Origin of the sequence: Paenibacillus sp. D2_2 (genome assembly GCF_031199965.1) — a bacterium.
In the GTDB taxonomy this organism is placed as follows: Bacteria; Bacillota; Bacilli; order Paenibacillales; family Paenibacillaceae; genus Fontibacillus.
This window is the reverse complement of the sequence record NZ_CP133605.1, coordinates 159,124-184,042: the sequence shown is the minus strand read 5'-3', so window position 1 is coordinate 184,042 and position 24,919 is coordinate 159,124. Positions and strand designations below refer to the sequence as shown.

Annotated in this window: 19 protein-coding genes and 2 pseudogenes; 5 read left to right on the top strand and 16 right to left on the bottom strand. The window is 45.8% G+C overall.

Features of this window, described 5'->3' with window-relative positions:
• Window positions 1-37: 37 nt before the first annotated feature.
• The 3 genes from RE628_RS00915 to RE628_RS00905 all read right to left on the bottom strand — a co-directional run bounded on the left by RE628_RS00915 (window position 38) and on the right by RE628_RS00905 (window position 2,518).
• A complete protein-coding gene (locus tag RE628_RS00915) occupies window positions 38-934 on the bottom strand; it encodes a CPBP family intramembrane glutamic endopeptidase (RefSeq protein WP_309156979.1) in 897 nt (298 codons plus the stop codon).
• A gap of 143 nt (window positions 935-1,077) precedes the next feature.
• On the bottom strand, window positions 1,078-1,623 hold the full coding sequence (locus RE628_RS00910) for a CcdC protein domain-containing protein (protein ID WP_309156978.1): 546 nt from the start codon (window positions 1,621-1,623) through the stop codon (window positions 1,078-1,080).
• A 229-nt stretch (window positions 1,624-1,852) separates the two neighbouring features.
• On the bottom strand, window positions 1,853-2,518 hold the full coding sequence (locus RE628_RS00905; RefSeq protein WP_309156977.1) for a pentapeptide repeat-containing protein: 666 nt from the start codon (window positions 2,516-2,518) through the stop codon (window positions 1,853-1,855).
• 685 nt (window positions 2,519-3,203) lie between these two features.
• Between RE628_RS00905 and RE628_RS00900 the strand changes: the two are divergent.
• Window positions 3,204-5,128 (top strand): annotated as a pseudogene (locus tag RE628_RS00900) (endonuclease MutS2).
• A gap of 131 nt (window positions 5,129-5,259) precedes the next feature.
• Here the strand turns inward: RE628_RS00900 and RE628_RS00895 are convergent.
• From RE628_RS00895 to RE628_RS00885, 3 genes are all read right to left on the bottom strand, one after another.
• Window positions 5,260-6,036, bottom strand: a complete 777-nt coding sequence (locus tag RE628_RS00895) for a sensor domain-containing protein (RefSeq protein WP_309156976.1) — start codon at window positions 6,034-6,036, stop codon at window positions 5,260-5,262.
• Window positions 6,037-6,248: 212 nt separating this feature from the next.
• On the bottom strand, window positions 6,249-6,377 hold the full coding sequence (locus tag RE628_RS00890) for a hypothetical protein (RefSeq protein ID WP_309159322.1): 129 nt from the start codon (window positions 6,375-6,377) through the stop codon (window positions 6,249-6,251).
• Window positions 6,378-6,409: 32 nt separating this feature from the next.
• Window positions 6,410-6,883: an S-layer homology domain-containing protein gene (locus RE628_RS00885; RefSeq protein ID WP_309156974.1), complete on the bottom strand. Its 474-nt coding sequence runs from the start codon at window positions 6,881-6,883 to the stop codon at window positions 6,410-6,412.
• A gap of 1 nt (window position 6,884) precedes the next feature.
• Here RE628_RS00885 and RE628_RS00880 point away from each other — a divergent pair, with 1 nt between their 5' ends.
• A complete protein-coding gene (locus RE628_RS00880) occupies window positions 6,885-7,094 on the top strand; it encodes a hypothetical protein (protein WP_309156973.1) in 210 nt (69 codons plus the stop codon).
• Here the strand turns inward: RE628_RS00880 and RE628_RS00875 are convergent.
• The 8 genes and pseudogenes from RE628_RS00875 to RE628_RS00840 form a co-directional block, all read right to left on the bottom strand.
• Window positions 7,045-8,190, bottom strand: a complete 1,146-nt coding sequence (locus RE628_RS00875) for an Ig-like domain-containing protein (protein WP_309156972.1) — start codon at window positions 8,188-8,190, stop codon at window positions 7,045-7,047. The genes RE628_RS00880 and RE628_RS00875 overlap by 50 nt on opposite strands.
• 99 nt (window positions 8,191-8,289) lie before the next feature.
• The gene (locus tag RE628_RS00870; RefSeq protein ID WP_309156971.1) at window positions 8,290-12,315 is read right to left on the bottom strand and encodes an S-layer homology domain-containing protein; all 4,026 of its coding nucleotides are present in this window, start codon (window positions 12,313-12,315) and stop codon (window positions 8,290-8,292) included.
• On the bottom strand, window positions 12,312-12,539 hold the full coding sequence (locus RE628_RS00865) for a hypothetical protein (protein WP_309156970.1): 228 nt from the start codon (window positions 12,537-12,539) through the stop codon (window positions 12,312-12,314). Before RE628_RS00865 ends, RE628_RS00870 begins: the two co-directional genes overlap by 4 nt.
• A gap of 11 nt (window positions 12,540-12,550) precedes the next feature.
• Window positions 12,551-12,762: pseudogene (locus RE628_RS00860) on the bottom strand (hypothetical protein); the annotation flags it as partial.
• Between the two features lie 331 nt (window positions 12,763-13,093).
• A complete protein-coding gene (locus RE628_RS00855; protein ID WP_309156969.1) occupies window positions 13,094-14,455 on the bottom strand; it encodes a BaiN/RdsA family NAD(P)/FAD-dependent oxidoreductase in 1,362 nt (453 codons plus the stop codon).
• Window positions 14,452-14,793: an NAD(P)/FAD-dependent oxidoreductase gene (locus tag RE628_RS00850; protein WP_309159321.1), complete on the bottom strand. Its 342-nt coding sequence runs from the start codon at window positions 14,791-14,793 to the stop codon at window positions 14,452-14,454. The genes RE628_RS00855 and RE628_RS00850 overlap by 4 nt, the downstream gene beginning before the upstream one ends.
• Complete coding sequence (locus tag RE628_RS00845) at window positions 14,699-15,766, bottom strand: aminoacetone oxidase family FAD-binding enzyme (protein ID WP_309156968.1); 1,068 nt, start codon at window positions 15,764-15,766, stop codon at window positions 14,699-14,701. Before RE628_RS00845 ends, RE628_RS00850 begins: the two co-directional genes overlap by 95 nt.
• Before the next feature lie 272 nt (window positions 15,767-16,038).
• Window positions 16,039-16,908: an AraC family transcriptional regulator gene (locus RE628_RS00840; RefSeq protein WP_309156967.1), complete on the bottom strand. Its 870-nt coding sequence runs from the start codon at window positions 16,906-16,908 to the stop codon at window positions 16,039-16,041.
• A gap of 648 nt (window positions 16,909-17,556) precedes the next feature.
• Here RE628_RS00840 and RE628_RS00835 point away from each other — a divergent pair.
• Window positions 17,557-18,702 (top strand): hypothetical protein, encoded by a 1,146-nt coding sequence (locus RE628_RS00835; protein ID WP_309156966.1) that lies wholly within the window; start codon window positions 17,557-17,559, stop codon window positions 18,700-18,702.
• A gap of 74 nt (window positions 18,703-18,776) precedes the next feature.
• Entirely contained in the window at window positions 18,777-21,821 is a 3,045-nt protein-coding gene (locus RE628_RS00830; protein ID WP_309156965.1) for an endo-1,4-beta-xylanase, read from the top strand.
• 142 nt (window positions 21,822-21,963) lie between these two features.
• On the opposite strand, the gene RE628_RS00825 is transcribed toward RE628_RS00830, so the two are convergent.
• Window positions 21,964-22,104, bottom strand: a complete 141-nt coding sequence (locus RE628_RS00825; RefSeq protein WP_309156964.1) for a hypothetical protein — start codon at window positions 22,102-22,104, stop codon at window positions 21,964-21,966.
• Window positions 22,105-22,213: 109 nt separating this feature from the next.
• Between RE628_RS00825 and RE628_RS00820 the strand changes: the two genes are divergently transcribed.
• Window positions 22,214-22,450 (top strand): DUF6953 family protein, encoded by a 237-nt coding sequence (locus tag RE628_RS00820; protein ID WP_309156963.1) that lies wholly within the window; start codon window positions 22,214-22,216, stop codon window positions 22,448-22,450.
• 1,128 nt (window positions 22,451-23,578) lie between these two features.
• Here the strand turns inward: RE628_RS00820 and RE628_RS00815 are convergent.
• Window positions 23,579-24,871: an S-layer homology domain-containing protein gene (locus RE628_RS00815; RefSeq protein ID WP_309159320.1), complete on the bottom strand. Its 1,293-nt coding sequence runs from the start codon at window positions 24,869-24,871 to the stop codon at window positions 23,579-23,581.
• Between the last annotated feature and the right edge of the window lie 48 nt (window positions 24,872-24,919).

The window sequence follows — 24,919 nt, the reverse complement described above, 5'->3', positions numbered from 1 at the left end:
AGGACGTCCAGCGTTTCTATACGTTTCTGATCATGGTCTACAATTTCTGTGCTTCCAGTGATGGTGTAGGAGTAGCGCTTAGTGTACGCAGCCCCCACAGCTGCTGTAAATTCTCGCTTGGTGTCATTACGCCATTATTCCTTCCATAGATCAAGTAAGTGAATCCAAGCATACACAGCGCCAGCACGATTTTATAAGGGAGCTTATCTCCCATCGAGATTGAATCTTGGAGTACGAACAAGGATACATCATTCACATTAAACAGGATTGCATCTACAAAATCATAAATCCCATGTGCCACACAGGATACCCATAGGGAGCCGGATTTGAGGTACATATAGGCATACACGATGCCTCCCATCACAATACTAATGGCATGATACAGATGAAGTCCGCGAAAAGGAATATGCACAAGCAGAAAGAGCAGCGAAGAAATCAAGATTGCATTTTTTAATCCAAGACGCTGCAATTGAGCTAGTAAATACCCCCGACTCAATACCTCTTCCTGCATCGATGCGATGATCCAAGCGACGAAAGCCAATAGCAGCAGGGAAATATACGTGCCATTTAAAATTCGAGAAGCATCAAATTGTACCGTAATATAGCTGTGAACGCCCTGTATAAACCACAATCCTACTAAAGCGTTCAAAAGCGTTAATACCAATACTCCGATTGAAAATAAAACATCCTTTCTTCGAAAAGTAAAACCAAGCTTACGTACCGGCTTACGATCCACATACCGATAAATCATAAAAGTCACTACTGTTCCTATTACCCCAACAACGATATTCATAACGGATTGAACACCATAATTCTCCAGTACAAAATTCAGTGTTCCTGTTAACACAAACGGAAGCATAATCGTGAGCAGCGCTGTGATGTTAGCGACAATTGCGAGTGCTATTCGCCATGCAGGTGAAGCTATTCTAGGCATAAAGCTATCCTCCATTCCTTTACATGTCATTTGAAAGGTTCATTGTGGTCATATACCGATAGGCACGCCATACGAGCAGAAGGAGTAATACCGCAAAACTGGCTGCTATCACGAGTACTATCCTCCCTACCTCAGATACCGCTCTAGACATGCTGCCCTTCCTCCATTCTCAAGGCGTTGATGTCCGATTGCTGCTTAAGCCGCTTGAAACTCATATACATATAGACACGCCATACAAAGGTATAGAAGACAAGCACACCGATATACATGGCTAGCATAAGCTCAATATCTGGATGATAATCTGGCGTTAGAATCGGATAGGTGTGGAACACACGATCACGGATCATATAACGAAGATACGGAAATCCAAAAAGGAAAATATAGAAGAGTAAATTGAACTCGAAGTATATCCCTCCGCCCGCCTTCTTCATAAATTTCGTAGTTAAAACATATGGAATTGCTAATACGACGCCGAGACCAAGCGTCCAACCAACTTGCTCCCAAGTTCCGCGACTTGCCAGACAGTACACGATCCAAGGTACAGGGGCGAACATTAACCAATCTCCTAACAATAGCCGAAGCCCCTTCCCTTTAACCTCCTTGCGTGATTGCATAAATTGCTTCACTGTTACCCAGATCACAAGTGCCCAAACTGCATAACCAATTAAATCCCATTGATGTTGTGTCATTGATATCGCTCCTTTGTAAAGTGAACGACCTTTTTCTAAGTTGATTTATCGAAACATACCGTCGGTCGGTTTATTGATGATTTTAGTATACATACCGTCGGTCGGTACGTCAAGAGTGGATTGAATAAAATTTTATGCTTTCGGTAAAATAAAAAACCTCCATTTTCATAGCTTATCTAAGCATAATAAATGGAGGTTTTTTTAGGATATATACATTTGAGATCGATATTTAGCTCTCTTCATCCAATTCATCCTTGAAGATCAGCCCCATGAGCTTGGCAAAGCCGGCGGCTTGACTCGAATCGATGATGCAGCCCTCAAGTTTATCGGGTGATGCCATAAGATGCTCGAAGCTACAGGTACTAAGATCGATATTTTTGAGGCTTACTCCTACAAAATTAGCTTGATTCATCGTGCAGTCGTTAAATTCAACCTGTAGCATCTTAGCTTCGTACAGGTCAGCCTGATTCATAGAACATTGCTGAAATCTCACCTGTTTACAATCGGAAAAACCGAAGGTCGCATAGTCTGCAAAGCATTCAGTGAAGACAATGTTTTTGAGTAATGCGCTGGAAAAGTTAATACCCATCAGCTTGCAGTTTCGGAATTCTACACGATGCATGACGGCATCGCTGAAATCAACATTGGATAAATCACATTTATCAAAGATAACATCAACGAATTCCGTATAAGTAAATGATGAATTCAAAAAGGCGACATTAGAAAAAATAACGTTATTTATTCGCCCTTTTTCAAGTCTTAGATCTTCAATAATCGGTTCCTGAATTTCGGCTTCCTCCAGCTCATGTTCAGCAAGGACAGATTCCAAATCCCATTCCTTGATTTCTAATTGCCGAGGTAGATTTGGCGCTTGAATCGTAGGTTTTTTAGCCAATATAAGCACATCCTTATTCTTAGTGAATCATATCGTATTCATTGTACAGGATAGGGACTAAGAAGAAAATGATGCAGTCTAAGGGCGGGTCTACAGCTACTTTACATGGATTCACGATTGTTATATGATAATGCCATCATTAGATTTCGATAAATATCTTTTGAACAATATGAGGTGCTTTATGAGTGTGTTAGGTTCTAAATAGTCGTAATTGAATAAATAAACGGTACGATATAGGCACGAACGATGGACGTGTGAAATTTTCCTATATTGTAGGTTTATTTGTGTTACCTATGAAGAACCCTACGATACGTCATGAGGCTTGGATGGAACGGATCTCTATTCTTGTGGAGATTCCCAGATCAAATATGCCTAGAACATGAATGTAAAGCTGTGGGATTCCTGCAGCTTTTTTTGCTGTCTATTTATAGTGTGAGTTCAAAAAAGGGGGTTTTCAGGACCGAGAAGGTTGGATGAAGCTAGGGACTGAGGAACGGAGCGTACGTTTTGGGTACGTGAGTACCGGAAGGCCCGGCTGAATTCAAGATTCGATGCCGAACTGCTTCCTGATTTACTTCGTGATCAAAAGCGGACTTTTTTGAACAACCTCTTAGACATATTTGTTGAAATCTATTGGGGTAGGGTTCTTCTCGTCGTGATTAATTTACGTAAGGAGAATAAACCAATGAATATAAGTACGTTTGATAAATTGCAATATCATGAGCTAAAAGAAATCGTAAAAAGCTATTGCGTTAGCGGACTAGGTAAACAATTAATCGATAAATTACAACCGAGCGCAAGCCTCAGTGTAGTGAAAGCTCGTCTGAATGAGACGACAGAGGCTAGAGCGATTCTCGATACAGGAAGTCATGTTCCGTTAGTTGGCATATCGAATATCCAGAGCTTCATGGAAAAGCTTGAGAAAGGTATGATTCTTGATCCTTCTGAGCTCGTAGCCATTGCAGATTTCTTGCGCGGCTGCCGCAAAATGAGAAGCTTTATGATGGAGTGGGAGCTTTTGGCGCCTAAAATTAGCGCATATGTCTATTCCATGACGGAGTTCGCAACTATTGAGGATCGGATTCATGAAAGTATCAAAGCAAATCGGGTGGACTCTGGAGCAAGTAAAGAGCTTAAGCGAATTCGCAAGCATATCGATATAACAGAGGCAAAGATTGAAGAACTGCTACAGCGGTTTTTGAAAAACGGTGCAAATAAGGAATATATTCAAGAGTTTTTTGTAAGCAAAAAGAATGACCGATTTACGATTCCTATCAAAGCAGCCTATAAAAATCATGTGCCGGGTGCGATTGTGGAGGTATCTTCGAAAGGTGCTACGGTGTTTATTGAACCGATCGCTGTTTCGAAATATAATGCGGAATTAGCGAGCTTGAAAGCCGAAGAGGTGATGGAGGAATATCAGATTCTTGCAGACTTATCTAATTTAATATTCGATCATGCACAGAGCATGAATATCAATATTGAATTAATCAGCCAGTACGATATGATTTTTGCTAAGGGTAAATTCAGCCGCAACATCAATGGTATAGAGCCTCTCATCAACGATCATGGCTATATGAATCTGGTGTCGTGCAGGCATCCTCTGCTTGCTGGTAAGGTTGTACCGCTTGACTTTGAGATTGGTGATTCCTATCGCAGTCTCATTATTACGGGACCGAATGCTGGCGGAAAGACTGTGGTGCTGAAAACGATTGGGCTCCTTACCCTAGCGACGATGTCAGGCTTCCATATTGCAGCGGCTCCGGGTACCGAAGTTGCATTGTTTCGAAATGTTTTTGTAGATATTGGTGATAATCAAAGCCTTGAGAATGCGCTCAGTACGTTTTCATCCCATATGAAAAATATATCAGAGATTATGTATGCGGCAGATCGTCATACCTTACTGCTATTCGATGAAATCGGAAGCGGCACCGAGCCGAATGAAGGCGCAGCACTGGCGATTGCCATTCTTGAGGAGTTTTATCATATGGGCTGTATCACAGTAGCGACCACACATTATGGCGAGATCAAGCAGTATTCGGAAATGCACAGTGATTTCATGAATGCCGCGATGGAATTTAATCAAGAGACCTTGGAGCCTCAATATAGACTCATGATTGGCCAATCGGGTGACAGCAATGCGCTTTGGATTTCACGGAAAATGAAGCTAAAGGAGCATGTGCTAGAGCGAGCCAAAAACTATATGCAGCAAAAAGAATATCGCTTGGACCGACTTCAAGATAGCAAGGTTAGTAAGCCAAAAAAAATAGAGATCACTGCTGAAGCGGTGATTCCTACCTATACCACGGGCGATAAGGTTAAGCTGCTAGATCGGAATGAGAGTGCTATCGTGTATCGTGGACTTGATTCCCTTAACAATCTGGTCGTATTTGTTCAGGGCACGATGCTGGAGGTTCATTACAAACGTGTAGCGTTGGAGCTGCCAGCAAGTGATCTATATCCTGAGGGATATGATCTGAACACCCTCTTTAACAGCTACCAGGAACGTAAATTCCAGCATGATATGCAGCGTGGCTCGAAAAGGCGCTCCGGAAGGTGCAGAAGGAGATGCGGAATCAGCGTCGACAAGAGACTAAAGGGCAGGATTGATGCTTCTGGATAGGGAGCATGAGCGCCCCTTTCAACCATCGTAGTTCTTAAATACTCATGGCTACAGACTTGAATACACGTCTATATATAAGAAAGCCTAGTCCTCGTGAGGACTAGGCTATTATCTTTCTTCAGGATATTATCATTCCTTGAGTAGACTGATCCTCGTGATAATCATAATATTCCGGCTGAACCGTCGCATGCATTTGTGTTTCCACATGCACTGATGGCTGCTGATATGGCTCATCCACATACATGATTCTGCGCTGAATTTGCATGAGTCCATTCACAACGCGAAGCGCGACCCAAAAAAGTACAAGGCCAACTCCTACGTACAGCATATATTGCTGATTATAAGTCCAATCTATATGAAAGTAATTAAATAAGCTATTCTCTAGAATATCTAGCTGCATTTCATTCATCAAAATGATATGCACGACTGGAAGGGCAATAAATCCTAGTCCTAGTGAAATCACAGTTACCATAATAGTAAAGAATACAATGCCTGTTACAAATCTTAGTAATACAAGCAGTAGGTTTCGAATGAATAACCCTCCGTCAAAACTTCCCATCATTCGCTTAAACCAGCTCTGCCCCGCTTCAGACTGTCGATTGTGGGTATACGAAACAGGAGGAGTAGGTAAACCTAAAATTTGTCTAATCATGTTTTGTTCAAAACTCACAATCCCATTCAACAGCTTAGCCACTCCAAAAAACAGCGGTATTCCGATAAATATTGGAGTTAAACCGATTGATAGTGCAAGTCCCGTTATCGCTACTGTAAAATAGATAATCCCTAGCGGGAGAGATAGCAGTAAATAGAGGATCGTTGCATAGGTTTTTGGATTAAACAGCACCCAATTCACCTTACCTGCCCGCGCCTTTGCAGTCGCTTCTGTTGCCTTCATGTTCAAACACTCCCTTGACTTCATAAATCACGCTCTGAGTTATAAATCCATTATATCCACCTTATTCGGCTGACATAACGGTCTTAAGGGGTATCTGAAAGCTAGACTTTAGACTAGGACCGTGCTATTGACATGGTATGCAAAGAGTAGAATTCCTTCTCTAACACAAAAGACACCCTCTCAGGTGTCTTTTTGTATGTGCTCGACCGATATTAGTTAAGTGAATCTAACAACGTCTTCAAATGCGGGTCGAGTTCCAGCGCATTCAAGATGATTTGTAAAGCTTCTGCACGTGTGGCATTGCTTTTAACTTCAAATTTCCCTTCCATTTTGCCACTAATGATTCCAACCTGTGCTGCTGCCTTAATCTCGTTTACAGCATAAGACCCTCTAGATCATTGAAATTGCCTTTGGTATTATCCTTAGCCAAGTTGTTAAGGTTTACTATGCGGGACAAGATGAGAACCATTTCCTCGCGTGTGATCGTTTTATCTGGCTTAAACGTACCGTCCTCGTAGCCGCTGATAACCCCTGCCTCTTGAAGCCTCTCAATTGCATCTTTTGCCCAGTGACTACTAATATCCTTCAGCGCAACTCTAGTATTGTCACCACCTTTAATAATATCGAATACGCGATTTAGGATCACTGCGAACTCAGCGCGTGTAATGTTACCGTCCGGCTTGAACTTGCCATCCTCATACCCTTCAATCACATGCAATTTTACGAAAATATCGATAGTCTTTTCAGACCAGTGCCCATGAATATCAGATAGTTCAATCTTAACATTAACTTTCTTAGCTTCCGCTACCTTGGATTCGATTGCTTTAACTACATTGCCTACATTCACTATGTTGCTCTTGAATACATCAACTGTAGGTTCTATAGGCTCAGGAGTCGGTACTGGGGCAGGTGTTACAGGTGTTACAGGCGGTACCGTAGTAGGTGATGACGCTTCTCCTCTTGCTGGAGGTGATGGTTTCGTTGATACTGCTGTAACTGTAATCTTTGCTATTCCTTTTTTGCTGCTATCTGTCGTTGACGTGGCTGTGATCGTGTAATCCCCGGCACTGCATCCAACGCTACCGTGACCTTGCCCGTGTTGTCCACAACTACTTTGTTCGTTGTGTCGCTGCTGGTCCACGTGACCGTCGTTGCTGCTCCCCCAATCGCATCCACAGTTGCCTTCAGCTGCTGGCTGCTTCCTTGTACAATGCTCGCACTGCTCGGGCTGACGCTCACGCCAGTGACGGCTGGCGCTGTTGTGACGGTAATCGTGGCCGTTCCTTTTTTGCTGCTATCTGCCGTTGATATAGCCGTAATCGTGTAATCTCCCGTCGGCGCATCCGACGCTACTGTAACCTTACCCGTGCTGTCCACCGTTACTTTGTTCGTTGCGTCGCTGCTGGACCACGTGACCGTCGTTGCTGCTCCACCAAACGCATCCACGGTTGCCGTCAGTTGCTCGCTGCCTCCTTGTACAACGCTCGCGCTACTCGGGCTGACGCTCACGCTGATTGACGGTTTAAGAGATAGCAATGTATCGCCTGAGTAAAGAGAAATAGGCTTTGTCTCAAAATCATTAGAATTAATAACGAAAATGACTTCCCCATGGTTGGCAAACCAAGAGTATCCATCCGTGACAAAATCAGTTCGTAGGTAATTCCCGCTCCTATCAAGATCAAGTGGATCATCATTATAGAATGTGGTTCCTATTGAATGTGCAAACACTTCCGGCCTGCCATCAACAGACTGACCGTTAGCATCATATATAGCATATAATACATTTACAAAACCAGGATGAGCGGCATTCGCCACAGGATCGCCTACTTGAGCATAATAAGCTACAGGGTGCGTGGGCTTTGTTGTTTGTCCATACACATCAACCCAAGAAAATTCATATCCAAACCCGCTGGGAACCCAACTATTGGTTCCGTCGCTTATGTAGCCACCTACAATTGTTTTCTCAGGGTCCGTTTTGACCGAAAATTGCTTTATTTGTGATATATCTTCCGTTGTTCCATCAACGGTTCCGTCCGAATACCGAATATATACATGATCAGAGCTTGAAAAAGGATTGTTAGGAAAATCTACTTTGTTTACAGTAATAGAATCTAGACCAGTAGCAACACATCCACTTATGAAAAATAATGTCAAGATTGAAAAAGAGCTATGCTATATGATGAAAATCGTTTCATTGTACTGCCTCCTCAAAACTGCGATATTTCGATAATTGTATTCCGTTCGTATTTGAAACTAAATGAGATCCGATTTCTGAAGCAGCCTCTGTATAATCGCTGCAACCTCGGCTCTCGTCATATAAGCCTTCGGTGCCAGCGTCGCTCCTTCTCTTCCCGATACGATGCCTCCTTGCACACAATCGGCAATGCCGCTCTGTGCCCAGCTAGATACTTCTATCGAATCCGTAAACAAATGAAGAGTTGTTTCAGCTACTCGAGCGGGAAGACTGTCTTTCAGTCCGGTGGCTTTCATCGCTTTGGAGATGATAATCATCGCTTCTTCTCGTGTGATCTTGTCGTTCGGACGGAATGTACCGTTTTCAAATCCATGGATCAGTTGATACGTATAAGCGGTATTAATCGCGCTGCTGTACCAGTCGGATGTTCTTACATCCGAGAATGGTGAAGCACCTTCATCTAGCTTGAGTCCCAAACCGCGAACGATAATGGCGACAAACTCGGCCCGCGTAATGTCCAGATCAGGACTAAACATGTTGTCTCCTGTACCTGCAATGACCATGCGGGATCCCATGTCATTGACTGCATGTTTCGACCAGTGGTTGGCGACGTCGCCAAATTCAACTGGATGCCAGACAACCGAATACGTACTGTTTGTAAGACTTTTTATTTTTGCGTAATACCTGCCATCAACTGATATGACCTTCGTCGGTACATGACGCGCCGTTCCGCCATGTTCAACAACGATGCCTGTCGTTATTCTATTCGGATCGACGCCGTCTGGGATCGCTATCGTACGTTCCACGTAAGCGTTGAATTTGGTTATTACAATAGTCTTGTCTTCATGTAAACCTTTGACCGTAAAGTCGATTAGAGGCGCTACGAGCGTGAACATGCCTTTCGTTGCCACATTATCAGCGATTTTCACTGTGTCCGCTGTTGAGTAGGCAATTTCGATCTGTATCTTAATATCCTGTAAGGCTATCGATGTTCCAACTTGTTTGGAAATGGCATCTATGTTAATTTCCTGTGCTGGCAGCGTATACGATGCGCTGCTTGTTTTTAGCACCAAAACAGCCTGATTATCCTCCATGTTTCGAATCATCTGTCCGTTCAGCTCGGCTACGATAACATCGGATTTGATATTCACTGGAATGGTGACCACTGCATGCTTGCCTTCCGCCACAAGTCTATCATCCAGCTTCTTCTCGTCGACCAAGATCGTTGTAACGATTTGATCATTACGCTTTGATGTCATTGCCGTCCCCGCATGCTCTGCTTTGCCATTTACCAGTACATCAACCCCTGTGTCAGAGGGTGCAGATGTTGTAGGAACCGATGGTATTTCTCCATACTTCGAAGTGTCGTTGATCGTGTCATTGCCTCCAATTACAGGGAGCGCATCGGTATGGATCTTCGTTCCCGCACTCACTGCCGAAGCTTCCTGCGTCGCCGTCTCCTTCACACGCGTCACGAACGTATAGTCCGTATCCGGAGTCAAGCTGCTGAACGCCGCGCTGTCTTGCCACGTAACACCGTTATCCTTGCTGTATTCTTGTCCAGCCACCACCTTCAAAGTAATACTGGCGGTCGTCTTCTTATCCAAGCTTGGCGCTACAGGTGCTGCAGGACCATCCATTTTGGCTACCGCTGCCGTGCCTGCACTTGACACGCTTCCCGTCGCATGCGTGCCATCTGCCGTTACAGCAACGGTAATCACCTTGCCAATATCGTCTTGTGTCAGCGTGTAGCTTGTGCTTGTCGCGCCGCCAATTGCCGATCCATTGCGCTTCCACTGGTATGTCGGCACATCGCCTACGACTTGAGGTGTGTAGGTCACGCCTGACAAGTCTGCCGTTAGTGTCTCTCCATACTTCGCGGTGCCGCTGATCGTGACCGTGCCTCCAAGCACGGGAAGCGCATCGGTGCGGATCTTCGTTCCTGCGCTCACTGCCGAAGCTTCCTGCGTCGCCGTCTCCTTCACACGCGTCACGAACGTATAGTCCGTATCCGGCGTCAAGCTGCTGAACGTCGCGCTGTCTTGCCACGTTACACCGTTATCCTTGCTGTATTCTTGTCCAGCCACCACCTGCAAAGTAATACTGGCGGTCGTCTTCTTATCCAAGCTTGGCGCTAAAGGTGCTGCAGGACCATTCACTTTGGCTACTGCTGCCGTGCCTGCACTTGTCACGCTTCCCGTCGCATGCGTGCCATCTGCCGTAACAGCAACGGTGATCACCGCGCCAATATCGTCTTTCATCAGCGTGTAGCTTATGCTTGTCGCGCCGCCAATTGCCGATCCATTGCGCTTCCACTGGTATGTCGGCACATCGTCTACGACTTGAGGTGTGTAGGTCACGCCTAACAAGTCGGCCGTTAGTGTCTCTCCATACTTCGCGGTGCCGCTGATCGTGACCGTGCCTCCAAGCACAGGAAGCGCATCGGTACGGATCTTCGTTCCCGAGCTCACTGCCGAAGCTTCCTGCGTAGCCGTCTCCTTCACACGCGTCACGAACGTATAGTCCGTATCCGGCGTCAAGCCGCTGAATGTCGCGCTGTCTTGCCACGTTACACCGTTATCCTTACTGTATTCTTGTCCAGCCACCACCTTCAAAGTAATACTGGCGGTCGTCTTCTTATCCAAGCTTGGCGCTACAGGTGCTGCAGGACCATTCACTTTGGCTACTGCTGCCGTGCCTGCACTTGTCACGCTTCCCGTCGCATGCGTGCCATCTGCCGTAACAGCAACGGTGATCACCGCGCCAATATCGTCTTTCATCAGCGTGTAGCTTATGCTTGTCGCGCCGCCAATTGCCGATCCATTGCGCTTCCACTGGTATGTCGGCACATCGTCTACGACTTGAGGTGTGTAGGTCACGCCTAACAAGTCGGCCGTTAGTGTCTCTCCATACTTCGCGGTGCCGCTGATCGTGACCATGCCTCCAAGCACAGGAAGCGCATCGGTACGGATCTTCGTTCCCGAGCTCACTGCCGAAGCTTCCTGCGTAGCCGTCTCCTTCACACGCGTCACGAACGTATAGTCCGTATCCGGCGTCAAGCCGCTGAATGTCGCGCTGTCTTGCCACGTTACACCGTTATCCTTACTGTATTCTTGTCCAGCCACCACCTTCAAAGTAATACTGGCGGTCGTCTTCTTATCCAAGCTTGGCGCTACAGGTGCTGCAGGCCCATCCATTTTGGCTACCGCTGCAGTACCTGCACTTGTCACGCTTCCCGTCGCATGCGTGCCATCTGCCGTTACAGTGACGGTAATCACCTTGCCAATATCGTCTTGTGTCAGCGTGTAGCTTGTGCTTGTCGCGCCGCCAATTGCCGATCCATTGCGCTTCCACTGGTATGTCGGCACATCGCCTACGACTTGAGGTGTATAGGTCACGCTTGACAAGTCTGCTGTCAGCGTCTCTCCATATTTCGCGGTGCCGCTGATCGTGACCGTACCTCCAAGCACGGGAAGCGCATTGGTACGAATCGTCGTTCCCACGCTAACGTCTGAAGCTGGTGACTTCACACGCGTCACGAACGTATAGTCCGTATCCGGCGTCAAGCCGCTGAACGTCGCGCTGTCTTGCCACGTAACACCGTTATCCTTACTGTATTCTTGACCGACTACCGCCTGCAAAGTAATGCTCGTGGTCGTCTTCTTATCCAAGCTTGGTGCTGCCGGTGCGGCAGGCCCTGTCTCCAACTCCAACTGCGGGTAGTAAGCAGGTGTTTGACTGTTTATCGAATCATACTCAAACATGACGCCGGGTATGATCTCTTCACTACGCAGTACAAACGTCACGTTCTTATCCAAGCTCATCTGGTCCTTCACATATTGGGTGACATCATATACTTTCCATTTGTCATTTGCCAGATCATAATCCCTATCCCCGATCATCGGGTCGGTATCCCTTAGCGGTACTTTGTTCGGATTTTGAGTGTTCCACGATTTCCAGTCCTTCACGGAAGAACCATACAGCGTAAGAAAAGGGTCGAACGCATCGTTCTTATTTAAGTCAGTTACACGGTAGATATGAATGCGCAGGGTGGCTTTCTTGATGTTACCCACGACATCAGTCAACGAGAAACGAATGGCGGATTTCTGGATCCCATACTGACTGTCCGCCGAGTAACCCGCAAAATTCTGGGCAGATCGTTATATTTCCCACTTTTATCCCAAGTACCATCTTCAACAGGTGTCTTAATCAGCAATGGATCTGCCTTTGCATAAGAAACATACCAAGGCTGCAATTGCATAATGAGAAGAAGCGATAATGCTACCGACAATATCCTGAAGCTTTTCATAGTCCACATCCTTAATCTAAAATTTTATGTATGTTCATTATTTTAATTTTGTTGATTACAATCTGAAAAAAAGACTGTTGGAGGATCATTAGCCCCCGGTTCTGAACTCGTCTAGTCCACTTGCCTGTAATATCCATCGTTGCTAGATATAGAGATTTTAAGAGAACATCTGACGATGGTAGCTCTCGATAACATTCGTTGTATATATGAGCTTACGAATCTCAGGGATTTCGATAATTGTATTCCCAATTCGACATATTACACATCGAATCTGAACCGAATTTGAACATCACGAACCCCTTCCGCCTAAAATGCGACTACTTCCCGTCTGTAACAAAGCTCGCTACATGAAGGTGCAGCTACAGCCTATTAACCGCCCTTTTCAAAAATTCATGGTATAGAAACCTAAAGGAACACTTCAAACGAGCAATGCTCCACTAAATATAAAAAGGACACCTCAGAGGTGTCCTTTTTATATTTAGTGGAAGCGAACCGTGGCTTTGCAAATCCACAATTCGCCGGTGTGTTCCCTGCGTGCGAGGAGCAAACAACTATCAATCTTTTTCCATGATGCCTATAAGTTGATCAGCAAGTGCCATCGCGGCGGAGTAGCCGGAGCTCCAGGCCCATTGCAGGTTATAGCCACCGCAATCTCCATCCACATCCATCACTTCGCCGGCAAAATAGAGTCCAGGTACTAGCTTCGATTCTAACTTTCCTTCTTTTAACTCTGTTGTATCGATGCCACCGGCCGTCGTTTGTGCATTCGTGAAGCCATTGGTATCAGTTACGATAAATTCCCAACGCTTTATGAGTTGGCACAAGATTTTCTTAGTTTTCCACGATAAATCCTGACATAGGAGGTTCGACTCTTGATCGATTCCCGCCTCTTTCAACAGAATGGGAACCAGCTTCTTGTTAAAGATGCCGATCAAGGAAGCTTCAACAGTCCGGTATCCGAACGTTCCCCAATGCGTATCCAGAAAATCGACAACTTCTTCCTCCGTGCGGTCTGGCATCAAATCAAGAGATAGGGTTACTGTTTCTCCCATTTTGAGTTGATATGCAGCCTTCCGACTTAGCTGGAGAATCGGCGGGCCGGAGACGCCGTAGTCTGTAAACAGGATTTCCCCATATTCGCTGCGGATAACTTCGCCGTTGACGATGATATGGCCCAATCCCTCAAATTTGACGCCGGACAACTCCTTTAGATTCGGATATTGCAGCTTCAATTGTACAATTCCAGGTACAGGATCGATCAATGTATGTCCCAGTCGCTGGGCAAGCGTATAACCAGATCCATCCGTTCCTGTCTTTGGTGCGGTAAGGCCGCCCGTACAGATAAAGAGATAATCGCTAGTATACACGACCTCGCCCTCTGCCTCCGTTTGACACAAAATCGTGAATCGCGGATGTCCCTTCGATACGGTAACATCCAATACTTTGGTTTTGAAGTGTATCGGAACGTACCGATCCTCTAGCGCAATTCGGAAAACTTCCAATACAGATGCAGCCTGCAACGACATCGGATACATCCGGCCATTCTCAATTGCGATCAACGGAAGGCCGAGTGTGTTGAAGAAATCGACGGTTTGCCGGACGCCAAATTGCTGCAGTACAGGCAGCGGGAATTCCATTTGGTTGCTGTGATATTTATGCGATAGTGCGACTGCTTCGTCCGTACCCTTCGCCGTGGATTGGTTCGTAATGTTACAACGACCGTTGCCGGTCGTTAGTACCTTCTTGCCTACCCGATCGTTGCCTTCAATGATCGCGACATTGACCCCTCGGTCTCGCGCGGTAACGGCGGCCATAAGACCTGAAGCGCCTGCACCGATAATGAACAGCTCGTGGTGCATTGTAGATTTCGACTTATACATATGTGTTGAATTCATTCCTTTTTCTAATGGCTTCATTTGAAAATATGTTTCCCTAATGCCATCGCGGCCGCATAGCCGGAACTCCAGGCCCATTGCAGGTTGTAGCCGCCGAACTCGCCGTCTACGTCCATCACCTCGCCAGCGAAATAAAGACCAGGCACCAGCTTGGATTCTAACGTGTCGGCGAAGATCTCTTTTGTAACGATGCCTCCGGCTGTCGCTTGTGCCTTCTCGAAGCTATGGGTATCTATTACTTTGAATTCCCAACGCTTCAGTATTTTATAAAAGATCCCTTTCGTTTTCCACGAGAGATCCTGGCAAAGTAGGTTTGGCTCTTGATCGATTCCTGCCTCTTTCAGCAGGACAGGGACCAGCTTCTTGTGTAAAAATCCGACGAAGGATTCCGCGACCTGGCGTGGCGAATGTTCCCCAGTTCATCTCAAGGAATTCGATAACTTCCTCCTTCGTGCGGCTCGGCATCAAATCGACGGATACGGTCACGGAATCCCCTTTCGATAGATGAACAGCGGCAATTCGGCTGAGTTGAAGAATCGGTGGGCCGGAAAAGCCGTAATCGGCGAAGTGAATTTCGCCGGTTTCGCTGCGAACGATCTCGCCATTCACGAGGATATGGGCTCGTCCCTGGAGTTTGATGCCAGATAGAGCCTTCATATATGGATATTGCACCTTTAATTGCACTATTGCCGGCACGGGCTCTACCATGGCGTGCCCCATGTTTTGGGCAAGCGCATACCCAGACCCATCCGTCCCCGCATTCTGGCCAGTCAGGCCGCCCGTACATATAAACAGATATTCGCTGGTGTAGACAATCTGCTGCTCCTCTGTCTCGTTGCGGCATGTAATCTTGAATCGCGGATGATCCGTCGATACGGTAACATCCAGCACTTTGTTGTTAAGATATACCGGAACGTTCCGTTCCTCCAGAGCAAGCTCAAAAATATCCAACACGGATGCAGCCTGCAGTGACATCGGATACATTAAGCCCTCTTTCAATTTTGTAAGTGGCAATCCAAGCATATTGAAAAAATCAATGGTTTGACGGATGCCGAATTGCTGCAACACAGGCAACGGAAATTTAGCCTGACTGCTATGGTACTGGCTCGATAAGGCCACCACTTCGTCGTCCGTACCTGTCATAGTGGAATCGTTCGTAATATTGCAACGACCGTCACCTGTCATTGCGATTTTTTTCCCAATCCGGTCGTTACCCTCTAGAATGGCGGTATCGATACCCAAATCCCGTGCTGTAACGGCAGCCATGAGTCCTGATGCGCCTGCACCAATAATAATCAACTTGTGGTGCAAGAAAGTCTGATAATCGTGCATGGTTGGTCAATGCACCCCTTGTCCAATAGATTTATATATAGGAAATGTGATTTTTCCGAATGATACTGCGTTATATATCAATTATAGCATAGGAGTATGCACCGCATAATCCCGATAGAATACTCCTGACATCACGTCTCATTACAGTAATACCCTAAAAACAGAAAAAATCCACAACCTCGTGCGGTTATGGATTTGCATGGTGAAGGAGAACCGTGGCCGTCCAGAACCACAATTCGCCCGAGCTTAATTTCATTTATCAATCGATATACTCATAGATAAGTATCTGCTTTTGTAATAGGAATCCATACCTCTACAACAAAGACGCCATTGTCTTGACTGAACATCTCGAATTCTGGGCCCACGGCTTTAGTGTAGCCCGACGTGGGGAACCACTCTAATAAAATACGCTCGCGCAAGCGACGAACAACTCTTGTGGTCTGATGACCAGGATGCTTAGCGGTAAAGAACACCGCCCAGGTAAGTGACGGAACAGGTAGTACGAAGTATCCGTTAGGCACGCTGTCGCTTGGCGAATCGTAGCAGATCATGTAGGAGAACATGCCCGGCGAATAATTAAAAAGCGCTGCGTTAAACGGAGTATTATAGTCCAGTCCGATATCACGGTGGAATTGACCCATGACGCCGCTGTCGATATTATCTTCCCAGAACTTAGTGATCTGGGCGTGCATCCGTTCCGGATCCACATCGATATCCGCTTTAATCCCGCATACCTCGAAAGCCGACTTCTCCATGATCTGGTACCTAATCTCGCTTTCGCCATCCACAAACATGTGGAAGGAGAGCCTAGGATAAGCTTTGAGCGGCGCGCCTGGGTTCCGTGCCATCGAGGGCATGATGCCGTGCATACTTTTGAATGCCCGCGAGAAAGCCTCAGGCGACTGATACCCATACTTGGCAGCTACGTCGATTACTTTCTCTCCACCCTCTCTCAACTCAAACGCCGCCAGCGTAAGCCTCCTGCGGCGAATATATTCGGAGAGCGAGATATCCGTTATATAGGAAAACATACGTTGAAAATGGTATACCGAGCAGCACGCCCTTCTCGCGACCTGCTGAAAGTCAATTTCCTCTGTGATATGGGCTTCAACATAATCAATCGCACTATTAATTCGATCCATGGAATTCATATGTTTATCCCCATCCTATCCATTCGGCTAGAGTTCCCGTCTGCACTAATTAGCATGATATCTCTCATGCATATCTTATTTTGATATACATAGATTATCCTCGACCCTGAAAGCGATTACGCCTTTATTGCTATTCTATATTTTTTAGGATGTATTATCAACGCATGAGAACGAAATCTGCTTGTTTGATCCTGCTCTGTGCCCTGCTGGTCTTCTCTTATGTCTGGTAGGCGTATAGGTAGACATGATATCTATTGTGCATATACTGCAAGGCTATCCCTCCACTTTTTTGATATACATAGATTATCAGCACGAATGTATGCGGTTACATTATTGTGCTACATAAAATTTTAGGAGGTCGAATCAATAAAGATGCTCAAGCACACAGGTCGAACAATCTGAGTGCGGAACAAAGTTTGGTTCAAGTGAAACACGCTCCAATCGCAAGTAGTAAGGACTATACCCCTTCTCACGGTTTTGGAGAACCTCGGGATTTCCCAAGTGTTTTTTGATGTAGTTGATAAGAAAATCCCTGCGACAGTGAGGAAAGTAAGTTTGGTGGTACAAGAAAATCCTTGTGCCGCAAGCCTCGGTGAATGCCGAGAGGCTATTTATTATTTTTGGAGGTGAAGTAATACGATGAACAAGCGGTTTAAGCAGATTTTGATGTTAGTGCTTGCGGTTGCATTGATTTTGCCGCAGATTGGGATTGCGCAAAAGGCAAGTGCGGTGGATGCAAGCGACTCGAATGTTATTTATGATATGCAAAACGATGCCAAGCTTGTTGCTGGCGCATTTGATTCTACAGACAACTTGCAAAAATCTGGCGATGTTACATTTAATGTAACAGACAATGCCGGAGTAAAATCAATCGAAATTTCTGGAAGAACAGCAAACTGGAACGGCGTGGATGTTTTGACCGCACCAATAAAGGCAGTTGGCGGCGCAACATTTCATCTTCAAGTAAAAGGTCATATACCAGCAGATGCAACCATTCCCGATGGCGACCAAATGTTACTTGGCAAGTCTAATGATGGCTATAACTATTTGAAGACTACGGATGGTGCTGTAGCAGGTAATTCGTTTACATTGGATTATATCTTTGACTATGCAACACTTAGTGGTTATGTGGATAAATCAACTAACATAAGGATTCAAGATACCAAAAGCGCTATTGATAAGTTCGTTATCGATAGCATTATTATCACATCCACAGGAGCAACACCAACTCCAGTATTGTATGACATGCAAAACGATGCCAAGCTTGTTGCTGGCGCATTTGATTCTACAGACAACTTGCAAAAATCTGGCGATATTACATTTAATGTAACAGACAATGCCGGAGTAAAAACAATCGAAATTTCTGGAAGAACAGCAAACTGGAACGGCGTGGATGTTCTGACCGCACCAATAAAGGCAGTTGGCGGCGCAACATTTCATCTTCAAGTAAAAGGCCATATACCAGCAGATGCAACCATTCCCGATGGCGACCAAATGTTACTTGGCAAGTCTAATGATGGCTATAACTATTTGAAGACTACGGATGGTGCTGTAGCAGGTGATTCGTTTACATTGGATTATATCTTTGACTATGCAACACTTAGTGGTTATGTGGATAAATCAACTAACATAAGGATTCAGGATACCAAAAGCGCTATTGATAAGTTCGTTATCGACAGCATTATTATCACATCCACAGGAACTACCCCAACTACCCCAACAACACCTTCGGATGAAGTTGTTGTTGCCTCGACTTGCAACAGGACACCGGGCTCGCCGACTTAGTTTCTCAAGGTGGAAATACCTATTTAGCACGTGCAGGCAACCTAACAATCGACGCTGAGTCAGATACTAATGGCATGGTGTCACTTAACCTTTCCAACAGAACGCTTAACTATGATGGCGTTGATATTAAAGCACCCGCAATTGGCTTAAAGGCCGAGGCTGACTACACTGTTGAAATGACAGGGCATATTCCTGATGGTGTTACTATTCCTAGCGACGCACAAATCGTTTTAGGTGGTGCGGGCCCTTCCTACGCAACTTTAAAATCAGTTGATGCAGCCCGCACATTCATATTAAGTTATAGCGGAACGGCGGCTGCAGGCACAGGCGAAACATCTGGACTTAGAATACAAGCCGACCCTGGTTTGTCCCGATTTGTAATTGATACACTTGTTGTTAAAGTTAAAGGCGGAATAGCAATGCCTCATAAACCATTGCCAAATGTTCCTGGTGTTCATGTTTCATTAACATCAAACGGCGACAGCTGGTCAGGCGCTAACATTATTTTGGGCACTGATAGTTCTGTATGGCCTTTCTCTACTGGCGACGCAGTAGCTTTCACACCTGTTAAGGACACGAAATATCACCTTACATTCAACGCTACATCCACAGGTACAACTGGATATCGTATCCGTTGGATTACTGGCAATGAAAATGGCGGTTATACTGCAGGAGATGCAGCAGTTGTCACAGCGGATCCTAAACGCACATATGAAGTTGGTGTAACAGCTAACGGACTTCCAGCTTCATACACTGGTGCAGGTGTTGTAAAGGCTCAGGCGATTGACTATGCTATCGACTTCACCATGAGCGGCGACGAACCTGCTCAAGGGCTTATTGGTAACATTGGTATTCGTGGCACAGCAGGCAGTAATGACTTTTTGCTGAACAGCATTAAAATCACTGATGATAGTGGCAAAGCTCTGGTAAATTGGAGTAGCTCATCTTCTGAATTTGTGCCCGATGATTATGAATGGCCAGAGGCGAAGTGGGATCTTACTCTACCATCGCTGAAAGACGCTTACAGTAAATACTTTATAGTCGGCAACATCATGGAGCCAGGGCAAACTACTGACGCAACACTTACTGCAATGTACGACAAGCAGTATAACGCTGTAACCGCTGAAAATTCGATGAAGCCTGAAAATCTATTGAAGAACATTTCTTCGGCAAACGATTTGTCGGATCCAAGCAAGTATAACTTTGCTGGTTCTGATCAAATTGTTCAGTGGGCTGAGGATAATAACCAGTCCATTCACGGGCATACGCTTGTGTGGCATTCACAGACTCCAGCTTTCATTAATACTGGGACTTCTGGCACTCGTGCAGCCGCCAAGGCGAACATGGAAACTTTTATTACCAACGTAATCACGCATTTCGATAGCCCTAACCTTATTTCTTGGGACGTTGTAAACGAAGCCTTTGACGACAACACAGCAAATTTCGTTGATAATGATTGGAGAACAGGCTTACGTACAAGTTCACCTTGGTATGTAGCTTATGCCAAAGACGCGGACGCGAGCACGGGCGAAAGCGGCGCGGATTATATGTACGATGCATTCGTGTTTGCACACTTAGCACAAAAACAAATTGGCAGCGAAGCTACGTTGTATTACAACGACTACAACGAGACTTATAAGTACAAGGAAATTGCGCTAATGGTTGAAGACCTTAACGCACAATGGGAGCTAGATTCTCGTTATGATGAACGTAAGTTGATTGAAGGCATTGGAATGCAATCTCACTTCTGGATTGGTAGCAAGCCAGATGTGAACGCTCAAGAAGTGGAGACTGCTATCCAGAGATTCGTTGAAACTGGAGCTAGAATCAGCGTTTCTGAGCTTGACATTCCTTACTCGGCCAACAACAACTATCACCTTGACAAAGCGAAGTTGGCTGAACAAGCGAAAGAATATGGCACATTGTTCGAAATTTACAAGAAATATGCCGACAATATCGACCGTGTTACATTCTGGGGCAAGGCCGATGTACAAAGCTGGCGCGGTTCGGGAATGCCTTTACTGTTCGACAACAGCTATAGGCCAAAGGCGGCATTCTGGGCGGTTATAGGTTTAGATGCACCAATTTCCACAATTTTTCCATCAACAGTAACGTTCTACACGAATTCACAAGCTGACGCTACGGTGAACATAACTTTGAATAGCAACACGCTCAGCGCAATAAGGAAGGGCAGTGTTTTACTTGTCGAAGGCAAAGACTACAGCGTAGCTGCTGCTTCGGCGAACGGTACACAAGTTGTTACTATCAAGAAGAGCTACTTGGCGACATTGTCAAACAATGATGTCCTGACCTTCGAATTCAGTGCGGGGAACACTGCTGATCTGACGATCTTAGTGACGCGCTATACAAGCACGGATACGACACAGCCGGGCCCTGGTTCTACGACGAGCTCCGGTTCTGGAGCGAATTCTGGCTCTACACCGGACTCCGATTCGGAAACGGACTCTGGCTCTACAGAGCAGACACCAACTCCGGAGAAGCCATTGTTGAATAGTAAACTTGTTGACGCAGAGCAATTAAAGGCTGCTCTACTGCAAGCGTTGCAAGCGAACGAGCCAATTAACTTCCCTGACGTACTAGCTACGCACTGGGCTGCTAAGGCAGTAAAGCTTGCTTCGCAGCTTGGCCTAATCAAAGGCGAGTCTGATGGTACATTCCATGGTTCTAAAAATGTAACACGTGCAGAATTCGCTACGATGATTGTTCGTGCGCTAGGTCTTGACACGACAGGAGTGGATGGTTCCTTCTCCGACACGGATGGTCACTGGGCGGATGCTAACATTAGAGCATTGCATCGTGCCGGTATCGTGAACGGTACGGGTAATGGCAACTTCAAGCCGGATCAAGAGATTACTCGCGCCGAAATAGCTGCAATCCTAGCTCGTCTTCTGAATATGAGTGCAGCTAACGGAACGAAGTTCTCCGATATCGACGGTAACTGGGCTGCTGAATATATCAACCAGCTTAGCCAAGCAGGTATCGTGAACGGTGTCGGCGAAGGTAAGTTCGCACCAGACGCCACCGCTTCCCGTTATCAGTCGGCAGCAATAATCATGCGGATGCTGAACATCGTGCTTGACCTGGGGCTTGACTTGTAAGCTATACGGTCAAATATGATAGTAAATAGCATCTAAAATTATAAGACCTCCCTTTGCTCAGAGTAAGCAAGGGGAGGGTCTTTGTTGTATTGAGGGACGAATATTAATATATAACTTTAATAATTAGCAGACCTTCAGTTCATCAACTCAAAATCACCACTTGGACATCTCTTGCATTCGAACCAATCCATACTCGGCAAGCCCCGGCTTCTGCCTGATAGCTTCCATCTGCTGTATACGGTAAGGACATCGTCTCCAAGACAATCCCGCGAAGCATTAGCATGGATAAGTACAGATAACTATTCCCTCTCCTATTAAGAAGTCATCTGACACATCGGGTAAAATATGATAAGCTAGTGAACAAAATTAATTTAATCGTAGGAAGTGAAACGATGCAGGAAAAATCTGAGGAAATTGCACAATGGATGCTAAGTGAGGTAATGGACAAGGGAATACTACGACAAGAGGATGTCGTTACTCATATAAAGGACCATTATGGTATTCAATACTTATATGTAAATGAGCTAGGACATACATCCATCGATAAAGAAGTGAAAAAATTATACAAGAAACTCCATAAAGGAAGAGTAGCCTGGGACCGTGATGGCTTCTTCTGGGCTTGGACCTAGAGCTTTTGTTGTAAGCTCAAACTGTGTGAATTGTACCAATTAAATAATAGCAGTAAAGATCCTCTACTAAAGTAAGCCTTAAGCCAGAACTGACTACACTCAATTAAAACCCTTCTCCGCTTCGTTAGCAGAGTTGGGCTTTTTGCATTTTACACGATACATGTATTTTCGTTAATGACAATACGGTTTGTACAGAGGTACCGCCATGTACATCATCAGAAATATGTCGTATTCAACGTCAGAGTAGCCCGAAGCCCTAGAGCCAGAGCAGTTTACCCCCCCTTCGAGTCCGAGCAAGCAAAAACGGACACCAAAATGGTGTCCGTCACTGGTACTACTTATGGAGGCGATCCGTGGTTGTTCAAAACCACAATTCGGCGGACTCAGTACGATTTCCGGCTACATCGTAAGTAATCTCAATTTTTTGCCCAGTGTGGATCGCGTACTATGGCGTCTGCTGACTTCTCACAGCAAACTTTACTCCTTCTTTCGGATTTTTTTCCCTACTCAACTTCTGTGAGACCTCCCCGGGTAAGAGCGATAACCTTCCTCTCATCCATCTGCCACATCTACATGATGAGATTCGGGCAGTGTTGGACTTTGCTTTGTCTTGCAAGCTCGTCCGTCTCATCATGCCTTCTATGTGATTTCTGTTCGTCAGATCGAGGGTTTGCCTCCGGCTTCCTTCAGATTCGACCTCGCGACCGACACCCTTGCCTTCAGCTAACAGTTCCTACTGCCAAGCCTGTAGTGGACTTTCACCACCTAGCTACCGCCCATACCAGGCGCACAAGAAAAGCAGCCATCACAGAGGAATCTCTGCGACAACTGCTTTCTCAGTTCGGGGCCTACATCAGATTCACCAAATAGGAGATTGTGGCCTTTCTCTATGAACCTTCCCCACAAGTTCGACATCCCCAACCTTGGCAAGCATTCGTTACATAATGAAATGCATCGTCTTTTCATCATCGATAATAACGACCTTCATCTCAATGCCCCTTTACAACGAATTGGATTGATCTGAAGGCCGAAAAAGGATTGTAATGAACCAACGCAGCCCCGACTTGATACGGGGCTGCGTTGGTTGGTGAAAATTATCATTTCTGATGTTATAGGATCATTTATACTTTACTTGCTCTTTTGCGCCAACATGTTCAACAGGGCCGTTATGGCCTCTGCTCTTGTTGCATGGCCTTGAGGAGCGAATTGGTTATTTCCTTTCCCTTGCATGACGCCTGCCTGTTTCACGTAAGTAACGCTAGCTTTCGCCCAAGCTGGAATGTCTTTGTCATCTGCGAAGCCTGTTGCCGTATTGGCCGCGGTAGACTGACCCAAAGCGTTCGCGAGCATCGCTGCCATCTCTGCGCGTGTAATTACTTCATCTGGACGGAATGTACTATCCTCATAGCCTTTAATAATACCTGCCTGTACCGCTTGCGCGACTGCTTTCTGTGCCCAGCTTCCGATCTTTGCCGAATCTGTGAAGGTCAGTGCCGTTCCTGCTCCTTGCGGTTTCAACGTATTCATCAGCATAACTGCAAATTCCGCACGCGTCACGGTTTTATCAGGCATAAACGTACTGTCTGAATAACCCGTGACGATCCCGCTGCTTACAGCTTGCTTAATGTTCTTCTCGGCCCAGTGTCCAGATATATCGCTGAATTTCACCGTCGTTTCCGTATCGGTTGAAGGGTTCTTTGTTGGCTCTTCTGCCGTTAGGTCTACTGCGAATACCGCATATTTCGTAAAGTGATTGGACTCTATGCTGATGTGATTTCCATTTACTTTGCCACCGCCGACTTCTACCCATGACTCCTTCACTTCATCATAGTAGAATACAGATGGCTTTTGGTTACCATTCATGCTTGCCGGATCGAAAGCAAAGGTCAGCGTTACCGGATTGTTGAAATTTTCCGAGAAGTTTTTCAGAATCTCGAAGATTGAGCTGGCTAGTGCATTTTTACCCGTTAGAAGCTTTTGAGTATCCAGCACTTTTTCTATCGTTATTATCAGTTCTCTGTTCGTAGCATTTGCCGGAATCGAGATCGTGACTTCATCTCCCAAACTAACCTCGCCTGTTCTTCCCGCTGGAAGCGTTAATGTACCATCCGTAGAGGTAACTATGGTATTGGTTGATGCTGTTGAACTGCCACTTCTGCCGCTAGATGATGCCGTTGCGCGATTCACTGTAATCAAATAGGTCTTCGTTGCGCCATTCTGCGCTTTTACTACGATGGAGATGGGGTTATTTCCTACATTCAGACTGATAGCTTCACTCGCTTGACCGCTTGCTGTTGAAATTCCGTTCACCATCATCGTAGCGTTGCTATCGAATACGCTCGCCGTTACCGTAAGGCTCGACACACCATTGGCCACACTCGAAACGTAAGCTGTTGTCCCTGATGCGAAGTCAGGGCTTATCCCCCGCTCGACAGGGCAATTCCGCTCAAGTCTGCATTGCTGCTTGCT

Bases quoted from the DNA above. Each gene is read 5' to 3' on its own strand.
- RE628_RS00915 (WP_309156979.1), bottom strand. From the start codon at position 934: ATGCCTAGAATAGCTTCACCTGCATGGCGAATAGCACTCGCAATTGTC.
- RE628_RS00910 (WP_309156978.1), bottom strand. From the start codon at position 1,623: ATGACACAACATCAATGGGATTTAATTGGTTATGCAGTTTGGGCACTT.
- RE628_RS00895 (WP_309156976.1), bottom strand. From the start codon at position 6,036: ATGAAGGCAACAGAAGCGACTGCAAAGGCGCGGGCAGGTAAGGTGAAT.
- RE628_RS00880 (WP_309156973.1), top strand. From the start codon at position 6,885: ATGTTGCTCTTGAATACATCAACTGTAGGTTCTATAGGCTCAGGAGTC.
- RE628_RS00865 (WP_309156970.1), bottom strand. From the start codon at position 12,539: ATGAAAAGCTTCAGGATATTGTCGGTAGCATTATCGCTTCTTCTCATT.
- RE628_RS00855 (WP_309156969.1), bottom strand. From the start codon at position 14,455: ATGAAGCCATTAGAAAAAGGAATGAATTCAACACATATGTATAAGTCG.
- RE628_RS00845 (WP_309156968.1), bottom strand. From the start codon at position 15,766: ATGCACGATTATCAGACTTTCTTGCACCACAAGTTGATTATTATTGGT.
- RE628_RS00840 (WP_309156967.1), bottom strand. From the start codon at position 16,908: ATGGATCGAATTAATAGTGCGATTGATTATGTTGAAGCCCATATCACA.
- RE628_RS00835 (WP_309156966.1), top strand. From the start codon at position 17,557: ATGAACAAGCGGTTTAAGCAGATTTTGATGTTAGTGCTTGCGGTTGCA.
- RE628_RS00830 (WP_309156965.1), top strand. From the start codon at position 18,777: ATGGTGTCACTTAACCTTTCCAACAGAACGCTTAACTATGATGGCGTT.
- RE628_RS00825 (WP_309156964.1), bottom strand. From the start codon at position 22,104: ATGCTAATGCTTCGCGGGATTGTCTTGGAGACGATGTCCTTACCGTAT.
- RE628_RS00820 (WP_309156963.1), top strand. From the start codon at position 22,214: ATGCAGGAAAAATCTGAGGAAATTGCACAATGGATGCTAAGTGAGGTA.